Annotated in this window: 20 protein-coding genes and 1 pseudogene; 12 read left to right on the forward strand and 9 right to left on the reverse strand. The window is 65.0% G+C overall.

Annotated features, from left to right (window positions below; translation table 11 throughout):
• Positions 1-130 precede the first annotated feature (130 nt).
• A complete protein-coding gene (locus ABG80_RS10720; RefSeq protein ID WP_058087659.1) occupies positions 131-1,141 on the forward strand; it encodes a PoNe immunity protein domain-containing protein in 1,011 nt (336 codons plus the stop codon).
• Between the two features lie 32 nt (positions 1,142-1,173).
• Positions 1,174-2,034 (forward strand): PoNe immunity protein domain-containing protein, encoded by an 861-nt coding sequence (locus ABG80_RS10725; RefSeq protein WP_200964302.1) that lies wholly within the window; start codon positions 1,174-1,176, stop codon positions 2,032-2,034.
• Positions 2,035-2,094: 60 nt separating this feature from the next.
• On the opposite strand, the gene ABG80_RS10730 is transcribed toward ABG80_RS10725, so the two are convergent.
• Together ABG80_RS10730 and ABG80_RS10735 are read right to left on the reverse strand one after the other, a co-directional pair.
• Positions 2,095-2,553: a hypothetical protein gene (locus ABG80_RS10730; RefSeq protein ID WP_058087660.1), complete on the reverse strand. Its 459-nt coding sequence runs from the start codon at positions 2,551-2,553 to the stop codon at positions 2,095-2,097.
• A complete protein-coding gene (locus tag ABG80_RS10735; RefSeq protein WP_152987579.1) occupies positions 2,550-3,023 on the reverse strand; it encodes a hypothetical protein in 474 nt (157 codons plus the stop codon). The genes ABG80_RS10730 and ABG80_RS10735 overlap by 4 nt, the downstream gene beginning before the upstream one ends.
• Between ABG80_RS10735 and ABG80_RS10740 the strand changes: the two genes are divergently transcribed.
• From ABG80_RS10740 to ABG80_RS10755, 4 genes are all read left to right on the forward strand, one after another.
• A complete protein-coding gene (locus ABG80_RS10740; RefSeq protein ID WP_152987580.1) occupies positions 2,991-3,785 on the forward strand; it encodes a hypothetical protein in 795 nt (264 codons plus the stop codon). The genes ABG80_RS10735 and ABG80_RS10740 overlap by 33 nt on opposite strands.
• A gap of 68 nt (positions 3,786-3,853) precedes the next feature.
• Positions 3,854-4,588, forward strand: coding sequence for a hypothetical protein (locus tag ABG80_RS10745; RefSeq protein ID WP_152987581.1), 735 nt, complete (start codon positions 3,854-3,856; stop codon positions 4,586-4,588).
• Between the two features lie 23 nt (positions 4,589-4,611).
• Positions 4,612-5,343 carry a sterol desaturase family protein gene (locus ABG80_RS10750; RefSeq protein ID WP_235513823.1) on the forward strand — a complete coding sequence of 244 codons (732 nt, stop codon included), beginning with the start codon at positions 4,612-4,614 and terminating at the stop codon, positions 5,341-5,343.
• 294 nt (positions 5,344-5,637) lie between these two features.
• Positions 5,638-6,726, forward strand: coding sequence for a homocysteine S-methyltransferase family protein (locus ABG80_RS10755; protein WP_058087664.1), 1,089 nt, complete (start codon positions 5,638-5,640; stop codon positions 6,724-6,726).
• Here ABG80_RS10755 and ABG80_RS10760 read toward each other — a convergent pair.
• The 6 genes and pseudogenes from ABG80_RS10760 to ABG80_RS10785 form a co-directional block, all read right to left on the reverse strand.
• Positions 6,715-7,233, reverse strand: coding sequence for a methyl-accepting chemotaxis protein (locus tag ABG80_RS10760; protein ID WP_235513824.1), 519 nt, complete (start codon positions 7,231-7,233; stop codon positions 6,715-6,717). The two genes, ABG80_RS10755 and ABG80_RS10760, sit on opposite strands and share 12 nt — an antisense overlap.
• Before the next feature lie 319 nt (positions 7,234-7,552).
• Positions 7,553-7,675: pseudogene (locus ABG80_RS23955) on the reverse strand (hypothetical protein); the annotation flags it as partial.
• Positions 7,676-7,720: 45 nt separating this feature from the next.
• Positions 7,721-8,278 carry an MCP four helix bundle domain-containing protein gene (locus ABG80_RS10770; protein WP_058087667.1) on the reverse strand — a complete coding sequence of 186 codons (558 nt, stop codon included), beginning with the start codon at positions 8,276-8,278 and terminating at the stop codon, positions 7,721-7,723.
• Between the two features lie 46 nt (positions 8,279-8,324).
• Entirely contained in the window at positions 8,325-8,672 is a 348-nt protein-coding gene (locus ABG80_RS22765) for a hypothetical protein (RefSeq protein WP_058087668.1), read from the reverse strand.
• A 217-nt stretch (positions 8,673-8,889) separates the two neighbouring features.
• Positions 8,890-9,327, reverse strand: coding sequence for an rRNA maturation RNase YbeY (ybeY, locus tag ABG80_RS10780; RefSeq protein WP_058087669.1), 438 nt, complete (start codon positions 9,325-9,327; stop codon positions 8,890-8,892).
• A complete protein-coding gene (locus ABG80_RS10785) occupies positions 9,324-10,442 on the reverse strand; it encodes a PhoH family protein (protein ID WP_083506008.1) in 1,119 nt (372 codons plus the stop codon). The genes ybeY and ABG80_RS10785 overlap by 4 nt, the downstream gene beginning before the upstream one ends.
• A 140-nt stretch (positions 10,443-10,582) precedes the next feature.
• On the opposite strand from ABG80_RS10785, the gene ABG80_RS10790 reads away from it, so the two are divergent.
• Genes ABG80_RS10790 through ABG80_RS10805 form a run of 4 tightly spaced genes read left to right on the forward strand, consistent with a single transcriptional unit; the run spans position 10,583 to position 14,961 of the window.
• The gene (locus ABG80_RS10790; RefSeq protein ID WP_058087670.1) at positions 10,583-12,718 is read left to right on the forward strand and encodes a sensor histidine kinase; all 2,136 of its coding nucleotides are present in this window, start codon (positions 10,583-10,585) and stop codon (positions 12,716-12,718) included.
• A 43-nt stretch (positions 12,719-12,761) separates the two neighbouring features.
• Positions 12,762-13,424, forward strand: a complete 663-nt coding sequence (locus ABG80_RS10795; protein ID WP_058087671.1) for a response regulator — start codon at positions 12,762-12,764, stop codon at positions 13,422-13,424.
• 29 nt (positions 13,425-13,453) lie between these two features.
• A complete protein-coding gene (gene ruvA / locus ABG80_RS10800) occupies positions 13,454-14,029 on the forward strand; it encodes a Holliday junction branch migration protein RuvA (protein WP_058087672.1) in 576 nt (191 codons plus the stop codon).
• Positions 14,030-14,076: 47 nt separating this feature from the next.
• Positions 14,077-14,961 carry a M14 family zinc carboxypeptidase gene (locus ABG80_RS10805; RefSeq protein WP_058087673.1) on the forward strand — a complete coding sequence of 295 codons (885 nt, stop codon included), beginning with the start codon at positions 14,077-14,079 and terminating at the stop codon, positions 14,959-14,961.
• Between the two features lie 60 nt (positions 14,962-15,021).
• Here ABG80_RS10805 and ABG80_RS10810 read toward each other — a convergent pair whose 3' ends face one another.
• Positions 15,022-16,743, reverse strand: a complete 1,722-nt coding sequence (locus tag ABG80_RS10810; protein ID WP_058087674.1) for a PAS domain-containing hybrid sensor histidine kinase/response regulator — start codon at positions 16,741-16,743, stop codon at positions 15,022-15,024.
• A 186-nt stretch (positions 16,744-16,929) separates the two neighbouring features.
• On the opposite strand from ABG80_RS10810, the gene ABG80_RS10815 reads away from it, so the two are divergent.
• Positions 16,930-17,415, forward strand: a complete 486-nt coding sequence (locus ABG80_RS10815) for a glutathione peroxidase (protein WP_058087684.1) — start codon at positions 16,930-16,932, stop codon at positions 17,413-17,415.
• Between the two features lie 114 nt (positions 17,416-17,529).
• Entirely contained in the window at positions 17,530-18,420 is an 891-nt protein-coding gene (locus ABG80_RS10820; RefSeq protein WP_200964303.1) for a dienelactone hydrolase family protein, read from the forward strand.
• The last annotated feature ends 9 nt before the right edge of the window (positions 18,421-18,429 follow it).

An 18,429-nucleotide genomic window follows, 5' to 3' on the forward strand; every position in this document is an offset into this window, starting at 1 on the left:
CCGATTGGGATTTCTTTGTCGCCTTGCAAGGAGGCATCGAGATCTTTGCCGAGCGTGCAAACTCGGGGCGTGTGCAGTTGGTCGTTAATGCCGATCAGCGCAAGCGGTGAGACCGACGACAGGATTCGACATGCAGGTTCATGAAAAAAGGCGGCAGCAGTTCTTGGGTGAAAGGCACTTCACCGAGGACATTGCTGCGTCGGTCGATGGCATCGAGTATTTTTCAAACAACCCGTCAGGCATTGGTGATACGTTGGACGAAAAGTGGATGTGGTCGCGCCACACCGTTGCCCACTACGAGTTCCAGACATTGTGTTTGCGCTATACCGCAGGCGAACCGATAGAACCCTTGCGCGGCGATCTGGAGAAGGTCGTTGCCGCCTTTGAGCGATATGCCGAACTGTTGTGGCAACACAAGGCCGACCGAAACGAGCCAGCCTTTGACTTCGTCGTGCTGGATGACTACTGCCAGCTGATGCAGCTGGTCGGGCTGTGCTTCTTGCTTCACCGGCGCGATCTCTTGCCTAGGTTGGCTGCCATGCAAGATGGCGTAGATGCCATGGGTCAGCCGGGTCAGGGGATGGGCGGCGCTGACTGGGTGTTCGAGGAGTTCTTGTCACTCGCTGTGGGTTCGGACAGCCGGTACGAAAGCGATACGATTCACTGGAACAAGCCCTACGAAGCACTCGCCGATGCGCTCAGCAGCGCCGACAACGATGCTGCGCTCAAGGACTTGGATCGGTTCCTCAAGCGCTGGTACAAAGATCTCAGCGGCACAGCTTGGCACGACAGCCACAAGCCCAATGAAAATGGCGACCAGGGTGGGTATCACGGCTACTGGAGCTTTGAAGCCGGTGCCGCCGTGATCTTGCTGGGCATCGAAGATGACAGCAGCTTGCACAAGTACCTGTACTACCCAAAGGACTTGGTCGCATGGTGTCGAGAGCATCGCAGCCTATCTGAACCGGACGGGGTCCAGGGCATCCGGCTGCGCTGTGAAGCAGGCCAACCCTGCCCCCGCGACGGCGAATGGGAAACCCCAGCGCAGGCCAACAGTTGCCGCCGCTTCAAGCAAGGCGAGGTGATGCCCAGCGTCGCGGCCGACTACGGTCAAACCATCTGGCAATGGGATGGGGGCTGATCGACGGCGCTACCCGATGGCATTCTGATTGAATGATCATGATTGAAATATTTCAGCAAGACCAATGGCAGTCGATGCGACGTGAGCCATTGCAAAAGTACAAGGATTACGTTCATGTGACCTCCAATGCGATTGAAAGCCTCGAGGAGGTCGCCGCCACGTTGGCCAATGCCGCGCTTTTGTCCACCAGGACAAAAGGTGAAGTCATGTTTGGCGCGCGGTTGCCCGGTGAAGCTGTGTTGGAGCTGTTGACGTATGGCTACTCCGCTGGCGCTTCTGTTGAATCGATGGCGGCATTGATCGCTCCCGCGATTGATCATTGGGATTGCTTCGCGAAGCATCACGTTGATTTCCATCAGAGTGACGAATGTGACGGTCACAGGGTGCCGCACATTGACCTCTACGACAAAACCTACTGGGAAGCGATTCAACTGGTCTGCTACGCCATCCTCCTTGGGCGACCCGAATTGCTGGGCCGCATCATGGACCTGCTAGCTTACGAAAACGACGACCAAGATGCCTTGCTGGAAGACTTGGTCGCGCCGTACCTGCCAGGTCGTCCGGGTTCGGCCGTTTACACACGTCAGCTTCCGTACCGCAAGACCAAGAAGATCTTCGCTGCCAAGCCTGACAAACGCGCAGCGTTAATGGGCCAGTACCTGGATGAGTGGTACGAAGCCAGTCGCCGAGAGCCTTATCACGACCGCCACAAGTCCAGCTATTTCCCAGGCTACTGGTCTTTGGAGGCTGCAGCCATCACATACATCCTGGACATCGACGACAGCAGCTACCGAGACAAGAAGTTCTACCCCGGCGATTTGGTCGAATACGCGAGAACCCATGGCAAGCGTCCGACCGCTGACGGCAAGATCATGGATGCAATGGGTGGTTGATTGATCGATGCACACGGCTTGTCGAGCATCTTCTGGGCTGCGTCCAGTAGACGTCGACCGCTAATACTTTCCCCAGTCATACAGCCGAGCAACTCCGATGTGCCCTTCGGGCAGCTTGCGCAGCCAGCGAGCCATCTGATTCTGGATCGACATGACGCCGCGCTTGATCTCATCCTCAGTCCACGGACAGTTGTTGGCCACCAGCCGATCAATCTCCATCTTGCTCGTGGGCGGCAGGGGGCTGAGTCGCTTGGCGCACGCTTTTGCGTTCGAGCCGTTGAACATCATCAGCTTGAATGGCTGAATGACCTTGCATTCGTCAGCCGGCAGGAGGGAGATGCTGGTGCGGCAGAACACCGCCCACGCAGGGCCGCTCAGCCCGGTCGAGTCGGCGTCGAAGACATCTGTCTCCCATTCGGGCTCGGGGGTGAGTTGCATCCACTCATAGGGGTAGCGTGCAGGGTTGGGGGGCCAGCGGTGGGCGGCTGTGAGCGTGGACAGGCGAAGGTAGTCGCTCATGTTGGTTGGCCCATGGTGGGAGGCACAGTCAAGTTTGGCGACATCCAGCACCTATGGAGCTCGTCAAGGGCCACTTCGATCCACTCGACCTCCTCTTCGCTGAGCGCCTCAAAGGCCTTGCCAATGTTCGCTTTCGAGTAGGGCTCGCCCAGGCGTTTGCGAATCCGCTGGTTGTTGCCCTCTACTTTCATCAAGATGCGTTTGGCTCTGATGCCATCTGGCTCGATGCACAGCTGGAAATCAAAAGAGAACGAGGCAAGTCCTGCGAAGATGCGACTCAGGCTGATGCTGAGCTTGTCCGGGTACACAGTGAAATACAGGAAGTCTTCGGGTGAGAATGCAGACCCGAAGCAATCCAGCGACTTGCCATCGGGTTGGCCGTGCAGGGCCAACACTCGGTTCATCCATTGGATGTCACGTTGTTTCATGCGCGGATCATGGGTGCAAAGAAGCGAGTCGATTTGCGTCAAAGCGTAAAACATCCAATGAGGCGATCACCCTTGATTGACGACTCTATTCACGTGCGCACCTCCGAACCGCTGTGCGCAGGCGTCCATGGCGCGTGTGCCCGTCTCACGGGCCCGAGCTGGCGTCGCAGAGCAGCCCTGTGCGGGATCGCTGTCTCGATGATGTTCTTTGCTGCAGGTTGCGCATCGAATCGGTTCAAGCCCGCCGTGGGGCACCAAGTGAGCACGGAAGAGGTTTCTTCTGTCCTCATCTCGGGTGATGGCTCGCAACTGGTGGCCCTCACCCCGAGGCGGCACTTTGTGTTTCAGGCGCCTGCAGGGTTGTCGGCAGCTTTGCGTTCTCGCTTCCACCCACGTTTGAGCGGTGACTTTGGTGTGGTGTCGATCGAGCCCGACGCAAGCGTTTCTGTCCGCGTGACCTTGAGCATGCCGGCAGGGGGCCCCGAAGACTGGCGGGAAGCTCAGGCCATGGGGTTCAACACAAAGTACGGTGATCCATCCACCTGGGAGCTCGATGTGGGGTTGATGAGGGGCGTGGTCTACAAGGCCAACGGCGTGACGTTGCCCCCTGAGGCATTGAAGCTGAACCGGACCTACCAAATCAAAGTGGCCGCAACCGGTGCAGGGCTTCGTTACCGGGACTTGCCTTCGCCCGTGCGCATGATCGGGGAGGGCGCGTTGGGCATGGTTTTGGCCCCACTGGCCATTGTGGCCACGCCTTTGGTGCTCATTCTCACGCCCAAGGGCGTGGGAGTTGGGCCGTGACGGCCTGTCTCGGATCGTTCTGCTTGATTGACATGAAGCACTGCGTTTCACGCGCATGCCTGGCTGCGATGAGCTGCTGGCCCTTTGTCGGGCGAGCTGATCCGGTTGTCCTGCCCGGCTCGGCTTCGCAAGCCGTGGACTGGGGGGCGTGGCTATTGGAAATCCTCGCCATCGTGGTGATTGGCAAGTTCCTGTTCCTCCTCGCGGGGCTGGTGTTCGTCTTGCTGCACCTCGCGTTGCTGTCGATGCTCATCTGGGGCGTGGTTCGCAAACGATTCTGGCGGGCAGGGCTGGTGTCCTGTTTTGCCGTGCTGCTGCTTTGCTATGGGGGACTGTTTGCTTGGGGCGAGGCCGCGACGCAACGCAAGGCTTCGTCCGACTGGGCGGGCGTCGAGCAAGGGCTGTTCATCGACCTGCACCCGCTCAAGGCGAGGTGGGAGGCGTTCGCCACGCCCGAGGTCGATCCCTGGCTGCCCGCTCCGACCGACATGGAAACCCTGGTGGCCGAGTTGACCTTGTCTGCCGACGATGTGGCGCGCCTGGCACAGTTGCCTCGAAGGGTGCTTGAGGGCTCCGAGGCCCAGCTGATCGTGGCACCCAACAGCGCTCGGCCTTGGCTTGGGCGGGCCAACAAGGCGTTGTTGTCACGCTTGTCTTCGCATGCCGATCAGGCTGCACTGGATGCCGCTGATTGCAGGGTCATCGGGGTGCGCGGTCGCGTCTCGAGAGAGGACAAGGACGCGTTCATCTGCAGACAAGGCGATCAGGCTTTGCTGCATGTGGTGCTGTCCCGGCACCCTTGAGCCCATGGGGCATGATGTCGGCCATGCTTGACCTGTTCGCCTACGCCTTGCTGCTGCTCGCGCTCGTGCTGTTGTTCACCCGCGAGGTGATCGCTCCGGCGTCGGGCAACGATTGCGACCGCCGGTGGCTGTTGATGTCGACCACCTTGGGGGTGGTCACGGTGGCGATCGCGATGGGCCTGGGGTGGGCCTTTCGCGATGGCATCCGCCTGAACGCCTGGTGGCCTGTGCCGGCTGACTGGCCTGACCTGGTGGTGGGCACGCTGAGCTTTTTGCTCACGAGCTTCGTCTTTTACTGGTGGCACCGACTGACCCACTTCTCGGACGCCTTGTGGCGTTGGGTGCATCAGCTGCACCACAGCGCCAAACGCATCGAGGCGCTCACCGCGTTCTTCGCGCACCCTTTGGACTCGGCTGCTGCGGTGATGATCGGCAGCCTTTGCAGCTACCTGGTGCTGGGGGCCTCGCCGTTGGCTGCGGCGTGGTCGCTGCTGCTGACGGGGCTGTTCGACATGTTCCTGCACGGGGACATGCGCACGCCGCATTGGGTGGGGTGGCTCATTCAGCGGCCCGAGATGCACCGCGTGCACCACGCGCATGGACACCACGCACAGAACTACGGGCTGCCCATCTGGGATGCGCTGTTCGGCACCTACCTCAACCCGAGGGGTTGGGTCGATCGGTGTGGGTTCGACGACGACAAGTCGGCTCGGATTCAGGACATGCTGCTGGGAAGAGACGTGCACCGGACTTGAGCTTGGGGCGCCCGCCAAGCATGCCAGTGTGCACCCCGCCCGAGAGCTGGCTTGTGGGCTGAGACGCACAGTCTGGCCGCAGCGGGATCGCGCGCAGTTTGGCCCTCGCTGCGGCCTTGACGACGTCGGACAAGGGAACCTTGCGCGGCGCAGCACCTCGATGCTCGCTTGGCTCAGCAGGTCCGTGAGGTCCTTTCGTACCACCGTCGAGTCGTCGATCAGCGTAAACCAGTTCCAGCTGGGGTGATGGCCCCAAAACCCGCGTGTGGAGGTCGGGGGACTAAAATCCAGTCCATGACCCCTCCCGCCGCCCGCCCCCCCGTCGAACGCCGCCCCTACACCCGCGCCGCGCAACTCCCCGAGATCATGCGCGAACGCATCGTGGTGCTCGACGGCGCCATGGGCACCATGATCCAGCGCTACAAGCTGACCGAGGCCGACTACCGGGGCACGCGTTTTGCCGAGCACGGCAAAGACCTCAAGGGCAACAACGAGCTGCTGCAGCTGACCAAGCCCGAGGTGATCCGCGAGATCCACGAGCAGTACCTGGCTGCGGGCGCCGACATCATCGAGACCAACACCTTCGGCGCCACCACCGTCGCGCAGGACGACTACGAGCTGCCCGAGCTGGCCATCGAGATGAACCTGGTGGCCGCGCGCATGGCCCGCGAAGCCTGCGACAAGTACAGCACGCCCGACAAGCCGCGCTTCGCCGCGGGCGCCATCGGCCCCACGCCCAAGACGGCCAGCATCAGCCCCGACGTGAACGACCCGGGTGCGCGCAACGTCGACTTCGACACCCTGCGCCAGGCCTACTACGAGCAGGCCAAGGCCCTGATGGACGGCGGCTGCGACGTCTTCCTGGTAGAGACCATTTTTGACACGCTCAATGCCAAGGCGGCCATCTTCGCCATCGACGAGCTGTTCGAGGACACCGGCGAGCGCCTGCCCATCATCATCTCGGGCACGGTGACGGATGCCTCCGGCCGCATCCTGTCGGGCCAGACGGTCAGCGCCTTCTGGCATTCGGTGCGTCACGCCCACCCGCTGGCCATCGGCCTGAACTGCGCCCTGGGTGCCACGCTGATGCGCCCCTACGTGGAAGAGCTGGCCAAGATCGCTGGCGACACTTTCATCAGCTGCTACCCCAACGCCGGCCTGCCCAACCCGATGAGCGACACGGGCTTTGACGAGACGCCCGAGATCACCGGCGCCCTGGTCGAAGAGTTCGCCAAGTCGGGCTTTTTGAACATCGCGGGGGGCTGCTGTGGCACCACGCCCGATCACATCGCCGAAATTGCTCGGCGCGTGGGCGGCTGGAAGCCGCGCTGCCTGCACGATGGCCAGGCCACTGGCTTCTTCAGCCAGCTCTCACGCGTGTGAGCCCCTGACCTTGAACTGGTCCACCACCTGCGCCAACTCCTGGGCCTGCACCTTCAGGGACTCGGCTGCAGCAGCGCTTTGCTCCACCAGCGCGGCGTTCTGTTGCGTGCCTTGATCCAGCACGGACACGGCCTGGTTCACTTGTTTGATGCCGTCGTTCTGCTCCGAAGCGGCATTGCTGATGGCCTGGATCAGGTCGGACACCTTCTCGACCTTGTCGACGATGTCGTTCATCGCCACCCCGGCGTCGCCTACCAGGGACGCGCCATTGCCCACGCGGGTCACGCTGTCGCTGATCAGGTTGCGGATCTGTTTGGCGGCTTCGCTGCTGCGTTGAGCCAGGTTGCGAACCTCGGCGGCCACCACTGCGAAGCCTTTGCCCTGCTCGCCGGCGCGTGCCGCTTCCACGGCCGCATTCAAAGCCAGGATGTTGGTCTGAAAGGCGATGCCATCGATGGTGCCGATGATCTCCGAGATCCGCTTGGAGCTCTCGGTGATGTCGTTCATGGTGGCAACCACCTGTCCCACCAGAACGCCGCCGTGGCGCGCAGACTCGCTGGCCATCGACGGCGATGGCGCTCACGTCCGTCGCCGTCTGGGCGCTGTTCTGCACACTGGCCGTCATCTGCTCCATGGCGGCGGCCGTTTGCTGAAGGCTCGACGACTGGGCTTCGGTTCGACGAGACAGGTCGTTGTTGCCTGAGGCGATTTCCGCGCTGCTGCTGCGGATGCGATCGCTGCCACTGCGCACCCGGGTCACCATGTCGGACAAACCACTGCGCATGGCGTCCAGCGAGTTCAGCAAGCGGCCGATCTCGTCGTTGCGCTGCGATTGGATGCTTTGGGACAGGTCGCCTTCGGCCACGGCTCGGGCCAGGCGCGCGGCATCGTTCAGCGGCTCGATGATGTTGCGGGGCAAGGACCAGGCAAGGTAGCCAGACACTCCCACCGCGGCGAATGAAATGACCGCCAGCAAGGCCGCATCGGTTTTCGCCTAGGCATCGGAGTTCGCAACCGAGTCCTTGGAGCGGCTGCGGCTCAGCGCACCCAGCGCGTTGATGGTCTCGTCGAGTCGCGCCAGCAGCGGCATGCACTCCTGGTTCATGCGGGCCGTTGCTTCGGCGATCTGACCCTTGGCGGCGGTGTCGACGATGGCAAGTGCCACGGCACCGTATTGCTTTTCGATGTCGGCCAACTCTGCGAGCAGGCGAGCCTCTTGCGCAGACGGCTGGTCTTGCTGGTTCAACTGCGCCAGTTTGCGGTGAGCTTCTTGCACCTCTGCATGGGCCTTCACGGCTGCTTGCTGGGCTTTGGCGCGCTCTTGCGGATTCGCCGCGAGCACCATGTTCCGGGCGGCGATCGCGCGGGTGCCCGATGCAGAGTGGATGTCGTCGACCAGGGTGGTCTTGGCTTCCACCAGCTCGACGTGGCGGCCGAAGGTGTGGTGCGATTGTCGTAGCAGCCAAAGGGACGTCAGCGCCACGGCGAGCAGGGCGAATGCCAGCAGAGAGAAGCCGCCCATCAGGCGTGCCTTGACGGAGAGTTGGTTCATGGTGCTGTCCTGTGTGTTTGCTAGGCTTGCTGGGGTGGGGCCGGCTTCAGTTTTCGGATGACCACGGCAAGGGCGCTTTCGGACGCGCTGCCTTGGACTTGTGGCGCAAAACGGACTCAAAGCCGGGTCGGCCGCCTGCGCTGATGCTGTTGAGCAAGCCCGCGACATCTGGCTCGGCCATGGATTGGAGCTCGGGGCGCATGCGCTTGACCACCACCGCCAGGTGCCCCGGGTTGACGAACTGGTGGGTGGCGTGCACCAGCAGCAGCGCGGCATAGAGGTCTGGCACGCGCGTGCAGATCAGCTCGATGCGACGCACCACGTCTGCAGGCCTGATCGGGCTGCCAGGGAGCAGCCAGTCAACGTCGGTTTCAGCGGCGATGGGGGTTGCCATGCGTACAGCCCTTGGTGGTTGAAGGGGGCGACGTTGGCCCAGGTCAGCGACCAGGGGCAGTGTCCAGCGGGCATCAGATTTTCGGTCGCGGGATCAACGGCCTGAACAGGCTTCGTTTAAACGCACCTGAGCGCCGCGTGAACATGTCACGCGAGGCGCATTCATTGCGAGCTCAAATCGGATACTTTTTGGATGTGCATCAAAGAAAGGGCGGCCCTCAGGCGTACGGGTCCTCAAAACCCAGCGCCGCCAGGATCTCGCGCTCTCGCGCTTCCATGGCCTCGGCCTCTTTCTTCTTCATGTGGTCCCAGCCCTGTGCGTGCAGGGTGCCGTGCACCAGCATGTGCGCGTAGTGGGCTTCCAGGCTCTTGCCCTGCTCCTGGGCTTCCTGCTCGATCACGGGGGCGCAGATGATCAGGTCGGCCATCACCACCGGCTCTTGCGCGTAGTCGAAGGTCAGCACGTTGGTGGCGTAGTCCTTCTTGCGGAAGTCGCGGTTCAGGGCCTGGCCCTCCTCGGCGTCGACCAGGCGCACGGCGATCTCGGCATCGGCCTCGAGCGCGGCCTTGATCCAGCGCGCCACCTTGTGGCGGGCCAGGGTGTCTTTGTGGCGCTTGTCGGCGAATTGCAGGCTCAGGGACAGGGTGGGCTTCATGGGGCGGTCTTGCGTGGGGGACGGCGACGAGCGGGCTCGGCGGTCGGCTCGTCCGGGGTGGTGAGCGGCGCAGCTGGCGAGCCTGGGCGTGCATCGGCCGGCGAGCCGGCCTGATCGGCGTCGTAAGCCGCCACGATGCGGGCGACCAGCGGGTGGCGCACCACGTCGGAGGTGTCAAAGCGCGTGAACGCCACGCCCTTGACCCGTTTGAGGATGCGCTCGGCCTCGATCAGGCCCGAGCGCGCGCCGCGCGGCAGGTCGATCTGGCTGACGTCGCCGGTCACCACCGCGCGCGAGCCAAAGCCGATGCGCGTGAGGAACATCTTCATCTGCTCGGGCGTGGTGTTCTGCGCTTCGTCCAGGATGATGAAGGCGTGGTTGAGCGTGCGCCCGCGCATGAAGGCCAGCGGGGCGATCTCGATGAGGCCCTTCTCGAAGGCCTTGGTGACGCGGTCAAAGCCCATGAGGTCGTACAGCGCGTCGTAGAGCGGGCGCAGGTAGGGATCGACCTTTTGCGTCAGGTCGCCAGGCAGAAAGCCCAGGCGCTCGCCGGCCTCGACCGCCGGGCGGGTGAGGATGATGCGCTGCACGGCGCTGCGCTCGAGCGCGTCGACCGCGCAGGCCACCGCCAGGAAGGTCTTGCCGGTGCCGGCCGGGCCGATCCCCAGGGTCAGGTCGTGGGCCAGGATCTGCTGCAGGTACCTGACCTGGTTGGGCGTGCGGCCCTGCAAGTCGGCGCGGCGGGTGTGCAGGGTGGGCCCATGGGCGCCCCCTTCGTCCCCGGCTCCCGGATCGGCCAGTGGTAGGTCGTCGAGCGCGCCGGCCTGGCGCGCGGCTGGCTTGCGCGCAGGCGCTGCCTCGCGAAGGGCACTGGCCACCGCCAGCTGCACCATCTCGGCGCTGAGCGCGCGGTCGCTGCGGGCGTACAGGCTGTCGAGCAGGTCGGCAACCTGTTGGGGCGTGCCCCGTGCCCCGTCGATGCGAAAGCGCTCGCCCCGCCGGTGCAGGGTGACGTGGAAGGCGGCCTCGATGGTGCGCAGGTGCGCGTCGAGCGGGCCGCACAAATGGGCCAGCCGGGTGTTGTCCGCAGGGGCTAAGCTGTGCCTGAGTTGCATGGGTGGGGCAGATCCGTTCAGAAAAGCTGGCAAATTGTCGCTTCTCCGGGTGCCCCACGTGTGACTTCTCTTGCGAAAATGGCCGATCTTTGGGTTCGTGCCTCCTGGTGCGCCCTGGGCTTGTGGAGTCCCCTTTGAACGTGACGCATCGCTGGTGGCCGTTTCGCGGCCGCTCTTCCTCGCGGGAACAAGCCCCCGTCGATCCCTCCTCTGCTGCCGAGTCGTCGGCAGATCCTGCCCTGTCCGCTGCATCCGGCGGCAGCGCCTTCCCGGGGCCGTTTCGCCTGTGGGTGGTGTTGGGGCTGTCGCTGGCCTTGCTGGTGGCGCTGGCCCTGGTCGTGCTGAACCAGGAAGCCACCCGCCTGAGCCAGCCGGGCGCCCGGCAGGTGCTCGACGGCGCGCTGCAGCCTTTGACGCAAGCCTGGGCCGTGCGCAGCGACGCCCCGCGCTTCCCGGATGGCTCGAGCGGCCAGTTGGTGGCCCTGCCGGACGAGTGGTCTCGTTCGCAGCCCGGCCACAAGGGCGCCGTCTGGTACCGGTTCCACTTCGACCTGCTCAAGCAGCCCCCCAAGGAACAGGTGCTGGGTGCGCTGATCGATCGCGCCTGCTCCAGCGTGGAGGTGCACCTCAATGGCGTGCTGCTCTACCGCAGCGGCCGCATGAGCGAGCCCTACACCCGCCAGTGCTTCAGCTCGCACGTGGTGGCGCTGACCTCCAACCTGCTGCGCGAGCGAGACAACAACCTGGACGTCAAGATCGTGGGCTACCCGATTGGCCACGTCAGCGCCCGCCAGCGAGCAGGCGGGCTGGCCGCCGTGCAGGTCGGCACCCTGGCCGAGGTGCAGGAAGCCGCCGAAGACTCCACCTTCTGGACGCTCACGCTGTCGCAGATCATGGGCGGGGTGCTGGTCGTCATGGGCGTGTTCGCGCTGGGCCTGGCCTGGGTGCGCAAGCTCAACTACCTGCTGTACTTCGGCCTGCTGACCATGGGCTGGTCGGTGATGACCGGGCGTTTCTGGCGCGGCGAGTTGCCCGTGCCCAACGACGCCATGGAGGTCTTCATCGCCATCATGATGGGGCCGCTCAACGCTTTTGCCGTCAAGTTCCTGCTGGGTTACGCCGGCGCGGGCGTGCGCCCGGGCAGCGAGCGCGTCTGGGTCGATCGCATCAACCTGCTGCTTTGGGCCCAGTGCCTGCTGTTGCCGCTGAGCCTGCTGCTGCTGGGCGAAAACCGCATCTTCCTGGTCTCGCGCGTTTGGTTCGTCGTGTTCACGCTGGAGCTGTTCGTGGCCATCGGCTACTTCCTGTGGCTGGCTGCCCAGGCCCGGCGCTCCGAGTTCTGGATGATGAGCGTGGCCCTGGGCGTGGTGGCGGCGGTGCTGGGCATCGAGCTGTCTTACCAGAACGGCCTCTTGCAAAGCGGCGGCCTGCACATCACCCACTTCGTGCTGCCTCTGCTCTATGCCGCCGTGGGTGTGCGCCTGATCCAGGTCTACGTGCGGGCCCTGCAGTCGGCCGAAGGCGCGCGGCTGCACCTGGAGCGCCGCGTGCAGGAAATCAGCGTCGAGATCGAGCGCAACTTCAACCAGATCGCCGAGCTGCGCATCGAGCAGATCGCCGAGAAGGAGCGCAAGCGCATCGCCGGCGACCTGCACGACGACCTGGGCGCCAAGCTGCTGACCATCGTGCACACCTCGGACAACGACCGCATTTCCACCCTGGCGCGCGAAGCCCTGGAAGAGATGCGCCTGTCGGTGCGCGGCCTGACCGGCAAGCCCCGCGTGCTGTCCGACTCGCTGGCCGACTGGCGCAGCGAGGTGGTGCAGCGCCTGGGCGAAGCCGGCATCGAGTGCGAATGGCGCAACCCCAACGACGTCATCGAAGAACCCCTGTCTTCGCGCACCTACGTGCAGACGACCCGCATCTTGCGCGAGGCGGTCAGCAACATCATCAAGCACAGCAGCGCGTCGCACGTGATCATTTCGGCGGATGTCGACCTGGAGCACCACGTCTTCACCCTGGTCATCCAGGACAATGGCAAAGGCATCCCGATGGAGCTCGATGGTCGCCTGGACCGCGGCCACGGCATGACCAGCATGAAGCACCGCGCCAAACAGCTCAGCGGGCAGTGCCTGGTCGAGTCCGGGCCGGGGTTCGGCACCGTCATCCGCCTGACCCTGCCGCTGGAAATCGCCGCAATGCAACAGGTCTTGCCGCCCCGTGGGGCGCTGGAAGGCCTGTCTTCTGGCGCGCAGCCCGGTTCGCGTGGACAATGAGCGCAGTATCTTTTAGCGCAAGCGCAGTGAGGCCCCTGAAACCATGAAGCAAATCCTCCTCCTCGAAGACCTTCCTGAAATCCGGGCATGGCTCAAGACGCTGGCGCTGCAGGTGTTCCCGGGTGCCCAGATCAGCGAGAGCGCCCGCATCCACGACGCGCTGGAGCTGGTCAACGCCGTGCGCTTCGACGTCGCCATGGTCGACCTGGGGCTGCCCGACGGCTCCGGCGTCGAGGTGGTGCAGGCCCTGCGCGAAAAGCAGCCCGACGTGCAGTCGGTGGTGGTCACCATCCACGACGACGACGACCACCTCTTCCCCGCCTTGCAGGCTGGCGCCTTCGGTTACCTGCTCAAAGAGCAGTCGCGCGAGCAACTGGCCGAGCAGCTCCAGCGCATCGCCCAGGGCGAGCCGCCGCTGTCGCCGTCCATCGCCCGCCGCGTGATCCAGTACTTCACGGCCCAGGCCCGCCTGCAGCCGGTGCACCAGCCCGACACGGTCACCCCGCACGTGCAGCTCACCGACCGCGAAAACGAGGTCCTGTTGCGCGTGGCCAAGGGCTTCACGCTGCCCGAAATCGGCCAGCAGCTCAACCTGTCGCGCCACACCATCGCCGACTACGTCAAGCAGATCTACCGCAAGCTCAACGTGTCTTCGCGCGCCGAAGCCGCGCTGGAAGCACAGCGCCTGGGCCTGTTCCGCCGTTGACCTTTGCCGACCGCCGCTGACCTGATCCGATGATTTCCCGTTTGGTTGGCGTGCTCGCCGGCAAGGCCCCGCCTCACGTCCTCGTTGACGTGCACGGCGTGGGCTACGAAGTCCAGGTGCCCATGAGCACCTTCTACAACCTGCCCGACACCGGTGGCCAGGTCACGCTGCTGACGCAGTTCATCGTCCGCGAAGACGCGCAGCTGCTGTTCGGTTTCCTGACGGCCGGCGAGCGCGAGTCCTTCCGCGAGCTCATCAAGATCAGTGGCGTGGGCCCCCGCATCGCGCTGGCGCTGCTCTCAGGCCTGAGCACCGACGAGCTGGCCGCCGCCGTGTCGGCGCAAGACACCTCCCGCCTGGTCAAGGTGCCGGGTGTGGGCAAAAAGACGGCCGAGCGGCTGCTGTTGGAGCTCAAGGGCAAGCTGGCGCCGGTGCTGGCGGCCCCGGGCTGGAGCGCCACGTCCGACCACCAGGCCGACATCCTGCAGGCCCTGATCGCCCTGGGCTACTCCGAGAAAGAAGCCCAGGCTGCGCTCAAGCAACTGCCCGCCGAGGTTTCGGTGAGCGATGGCATCAAGCTGGCGTTGAAGTCGCTGGCGCGCTGAGCCTGGCGCTGCGTCGGTGCCAGCTTGGGCTGGGGCATGATGGCCGCATGCGACCGATTTCCACGCTCCTTGCTCCGTGCCTCGCGCTGTTTGCCTGCCTGAGCTGGGCCGGCCCCTCGGCCGTGGCGCCCCAGCGCAAACCTGCCGCTTCTGTGGCCGAGCCGGCCGGTGGCGTGCGCACGGCCACCGAGCTGTGCGCGCAGATGGTGCGCCGGCTGCCCAATGTCTCGCGACCCCTGTGCACCCGAGCGGAGTTGCAGGCGGGGCCGGGCGCTTCGGTGCGCGGCACCCCCATTTTTCAGCGCGACGTGGTGGCCCCGCAGGCGCGCCTGAAGGTGCTGGTGGTGGGCGGCATCCATGGCGACGAGCCCTCGTCGAGCTCGCTGGTGCTGCACTGGATCGACCAGGCCCTGCTGACGCCGTCGAACATCCACTGGCGCTTCGTGCCGCTGATGAACCCCGACGGCATGCTCAAGGACAAGCCCACCCGCACCAACGCCCGGGGGGTGGACCTCAACCGCAACTTCCCCACGCCCCAATGGGACAAGGAGGCGCCGCACTACTGGGCCAAGCGCACGGGCTCCGACCCGCGCCGCTTTCCTGGCCCCAAGGCCTTGTCCGAGCCCGAGTCACAGTGGTTGCACGAAGAAATGGCGCGCTGGAAGCCCGACCTGATCGTGGCTGTTCACGCGCCTTATGGCGTGCTCGATTTCGACGGCCCGCACGTGCCGCCACAGCGCCTGGGGCGCCTGTACCTGGACCAGGTCGGCATCTTCCCGGGCAGCCTGGGCAATTACGGCGGGGTTCACAAGAAGCTGCCGGTGGTGACCATCGAGCTCAACAGCGCGCTGCGCACGCCGCAGGCCGCCGAGATGCGGCAGATGTGGCTGGACCTGTTGCGCTGGACGGCCGAGAAGCTGGGCGCGGACTGAGGCCGCCCCAACCCAGGCAGCCCCGGCATCGCCTGCCTGGATGCTCGGGGCCGTGCGGGCTCAGCGCGTTGGCGGAGCCGCCTGCTGCGTCGGCAGCGTCGACAAGATGCCCAGCAAACGCGGGATCTGCAGTGGCTTGACCAGGTAGTGGTTGAAGCCGGTCTGCAGCGCGCGCGCGATGTGGTCGGGCAGGGCGTCGGCGCTCAGGGCCAGCAGCGGCAGCTTGCGGAACTCGGTTTGCGCGCGCAGCTTGCGGCACATGTCCAGGCCCGAACCATCGGGCAGGTTGATGTCGATGAGCGCCACGTCCGGGCGGTGCGACTCGATCGCGGCCATGCCTTCGGCGGCGCTTTCGGCCGAGAACAGGCGCACCTGTGGGTAGGCCGCGAAGACGGCCTCGACCAGGCTGCGGTTGAGCGCGTTGTCTTCCACGTGCACGATGCGCAGCGGCGGCAGCATGACGGCCGGCTCTTGTCCTCGTCCCACCGGGCGGCCCACGCCTTGCGCTTCGGCCAGCGGCAGGTGCAGCGCGAAGATGGAGCCGTGGCCCAGCGTGCTGGTCACTTCGATGCGGCCGTGCATGAGCTCGGCCAGGCGCTGTGAGACGGCCAGGCCCAGGCCATTGCCGTGGTGGCGCCCGCGCGAGGAGTCCAGCCGGGTGAAGGGCTGGAAGAGGCGGGGCAGGTCGCCCTGGTCGATGCCGAAGCCCTGATCCCGCACCTCGACGACGCCCATGCGCTCGTCCGCCGCAGGCTTGCCGGTCAGCCAGACCGTCGAGCCCTCGGAGCTGTACTGGATGGCGTTGCGCACCAGGTTGGTCAGGATGGAGCGGGTGTGCTGGCCATCGGCCCAGGCGGTCATGGGCGGGCAGTCGATCACCAGTGTGATGGATTGGGCCTTGGCCTCGTCTTCCAGCGCGGCGCGGATCTCGCGCAGCAGCACGGCCACTTCCACCCGCTGCGGGCGGATGCCCACGGCCTTGTCGTCGAGCTGGGCGAACTCCAGGGCCTGGTCCAGCAGCGAGAGCATTTGGTGGCCAGCCGTGGCGATGTGCTGCAGGTGGCGCCGCTGGCTTTCGGGCAACTGCTGCAGGTCGGCCATGTCCAGCAACTGCGTGAAGCCCAGGATGGCGTTGAGCGGTGAGCGCATGCTGTGGCTCATGCGCCCCAGGAACTCGACCTTGCCGGCCAGCGCCACCTCCGCTTCCAAGCGGCGGGCGTGTTCGGCCTCGGCGCGGCGCGGCTCGGTGATGTCGGTCAGCACCTCGATATAGCGGCTGATCTGACCGTCGGGGCCGTGCACGGGCTGCACAGAGCGCCGCACCCAGAAGGGCTCACCATCCTTGCGGTGGTGGCAGACCTCCAGGCGCTCGACGGAAGCGCCTTGGGCCAGGTTCTGGTTGATCTGGGCGACGACGGCGGCGTCGGTGTGCGGGCCGCTGAGCAGCTCTTCGGGCAACTGGCCGTGGCACTCGGTCAGGGTGAAGCCGGTCAGCCGCGTGAAGGCCGGGTTGACCCAGCTGATGCAGCGGTTGGCGTCGCAGATCAGGATGGCGTCGGTGACGCGGTCGGCCACCAGGGCCAGCTCCTGGTTGGTGGCTTGGGCGCGCTGCAGGGCGACCTGCAACTGGCGCATCAATTGGGTCTGCTGGTCCAGGGCGTCCTGGCGGGTGTGCAGTTCTTCGAGGAGGCGTTGGTTATCGTCGGACATGGACTCGGAGATCCCCATGGGCAGGGAACGACGGGGTGCGTCGGCGTGGCGCGCGGGCAGGACCTGGGGCATGGCGGGCTCCTCGTTTTCCTATGGGCCGTGAACCACCCTTTTGACGGGGTGATTTCCCGAGCAAACCATGTTAGGGAATTTCGGAGCGCTTGACCATCCATGTCAGGCCGGGCTTACCCGTGCTTTCAATTGGGGAATCTGCTTGCGATTAGGATGGCTTTCAATTTTGTGCAATCAAACACCGCCATGCCATCTGTCTACGACTTCGAAGCCACCTCGATCACTGGCCAGCCCGTCAAGCTGGCTGACTTGCGCGGCAAGGTGATCCTGATCGTCAACACGGCCAGCAAGTGCGGCTTCACGCCTCAGTTCGAGGGCCTGGAAAAGCTCTGGCAGGCCCGCAAGGACCAGGGACTGGTGATCCTGGGCTTTCCTTGCAACCAGTTTGGCTCGCAAGACCCTGGCAGCGACGGTGACATCGCCTCGTTCTGCCAGCTCAACTACGGGGTGAGCTTCCCCATGATGAGCAAGGTCGACGTCAATGGCACAGGCGCCCACCCGCTCTACCAGTGGCTGGTCAAAGAAGCCCCGGGCATCCTGGGCACCAAGGCCATCAAGTGGAACTTCACCAAGTTCCTGATCGGCCGAGACGGTCAGGTGCTGGGGCGTTACGCCCCCACGGACACCCCCAAGGCCCTGGACGCCGACATCGCCAAGGCGCTGGGGAGCTGATGCCCCAGGGCCCTCCGGGGCCATGCCGCACACACCGACACCGATGCGCCCTTCTCGGGCAGGATCGTCGCTCCCTTCCCCCGCAATCAACACACAGAGGACCCCATGAAGCTGATGGATTACGGCGTCAAGCCGCTCGACTTCCAGAACCCCCAGGCACACCTGAACAGCGCTGACAACGGCCTGTCGCGCCGTGGTTTCGTGGTCACCGCCCTGGCCAGTGGTTTCGCCGTGGCGGCCCAACCCGTGCTGGCTCAGGCCATCAAGACGGACGACAAGGGCCTGATTGCGGGCGAGGTGAAGATCCCCGTGGCTGGCGGAAGCATCCCCGGCTACCGCGCCGTGCCCAAGAAGCCGGGCAAGTACCCGGTGGTGCTGGTGGTGCAGGAGATCTTCGGCGTGCACGAGCACATCCAGGACATGTGCCGCCGCTACGCCAAGGCCGGCTACTACGCCATCGCGCCCGAGATGTTCGCGCGCCAGGGCAACGTCTCGAAGATGACGGACATCGGCCAGATCCTCTCCGAGGTGGTCTCCAAGGTGCCGGATGCCCAGGTGTGCGCCGACCTGGATGCAGCGGTGGCCTTTGCCGGCGCCAGCAAGCAGGCCGACACGAAGCGCGTGGGCCTGGTCGGCTGGTGCTGGGGTGGCCGCACCGCCTGGATCTACGCCAAGCACAACCCCCAGCTCAAGGCCGCGGTGGCCTACTACGGCCTGCTGGCCGGCATGAAGTCGGACATCAAGCCGCACGACCCGATCGACATCGCCGAGCAGATCAAGGTGCCGGTGCTGGGCCTGTACTCGGGCAAGGACGCCTACATCCCGCAGCCCGTGGTGGACCAGATGCGCGCCGGCATCAACAAGTCGGGCAGCGGCTCGGAGATCGTCGTCTTCCCGAACGTGGACCACGGCTTCAACGCCGACTACCGCCCGACCTACGACAAGGTGGCGGCCACGTATGCGCAGAAGCTGGCCTTCGATTGGTTGAAGGACCACGGGGTCTGAGCCCGTGCG

The organism is Aquabacterium parvum, assembly GCF_001447195.1.
GTDB lineage: Bacteria > Pseudomonadota > Gammaproteobacteria > Burkholderiales > Burkholderiaceae_C > Aquabacterium > Aquabacterium parvum.

Coding starts and splice junctions, on each gene's coding strand:
- ABG80_RS10720 (WP_058087659.1), top strand. CDS start 131: ATGCAGGTTCATGAAAAAAGGCGGCAGCAGTTCTTGGGTGAAAGGCAC.
- ABG80_RS10725 (WP_200964302.1), top strand. CDS start 1,174: ATGATCATGATTGAAATATTTCAGCAAGACCAATGGCAGTCGATGCGA.
- ABG80_RS10730 (WP_058087660.1), bottom strand. CDS start 2,553: ATGAGCGACTACCTTCGCCTGTCCACGCTCACAGCCGCCCACCGCTGG.
- ABG80_RS10740 (WP_152987580.1), top strand. CDS start 2,991: ATGGGTGCAAAGAAGCGAGTCGATTTGCGTCAAAGCGTAAAACATCCA.
- ABG80_RS10745 (WP_152987581.1), top strand. CDS start 3,854: ATGAGCTGCTGGCCCTTTGTCGGGCGAGCTGATCCGGTTGTCCTGCCC.
- ABG80_RS10750 (WP_235513823.1), top strand. CDS start 4,612: ATGCTTGACCTGTTCGCCTACGCCTTGCTGCTGCTCGCGCTCGTGCTG.
- ABG80_RS10755 (WP_058087664.1), top strand. CDS start 5,638: ATGACCCCTCCCGCCGCCCGCCCCCCCGTCGAACGCCGCCCCTACACC.
- ABG80_RS10760 (WP_235513824.1), bottom strand. CDS start 7,233: ATGAACGACATCACCGAGAGCTCCAAGCGGATCTCGGAGATCATCGGC.
- ABG80_RS10770 (WP_058087667.1), bottom strand. CDS start 8,278: ATGAACCAACTCTCCGTCAAGGCACGCCTGATGGGCGGCTTCTCTCTG.
- ABG80_RS22765 (WP_058087668.1), bottom strand. CDS start 8,672: ATGGCAACCCCCATCGCCGCTGAAACCGACGTTGACTGGCTGCTCCCT.
- ybeY (WP_058087669.1), bottom strand. CDS start 9,327: ATGAAGCCCACCCTGTCCCTGAGCCTGCAATTCGCCGACAAGCGCCAC.
- ABG80_RS10785 (WP_083506008.1), bottom strand. CDS start 10,442: ATGCAACTCAGGCACAGCTTAGCCCCTGCGGACAACACCCGGCTGGCC.
- ABG80_RS10795 (WP_058087671.1), top strand. CDS start 12,762: ATGAAGCAAATCCTCCTCCTCGAAGACCTTCCTGAAATCCGGGCATGG.
- ruvA (WP_058087672.1), top strand. CDS start 13,454: ATGATTTCCCGTTTGGTTGGCGTGCTCGCCGGCAAGGCCCCGCCTCAC.
- ABG80_RS10805 (WP_058087673.1), top strand. CDS start 14,077: ATGCGACCGATTTCCACGCTCCTTGCTCCGTGCCTCGCGCTGTTTGCC.
- ABG80_RS10810 (WP_058087674.1), bottom strand. CDS start 16,743: ATGCCCCAGGTCCTGCCCGCGCGCCACGCCGACGCACCCCGTCGTTCC.
- ABG80_RS10815 (WP_058087684.1), top strand. CDS start 16,930: ATGCCATCTGTCTACGACTTCGAAGCCACCTCGATCACTGGCCAGCCC.
- ABG80_RS10820 (WP_200964303.1), top strand. CDS start 17,530: ATGGATTACGGCGTCAAGCCGCTCGACTTCCAGAACCCCCAGGCACAC.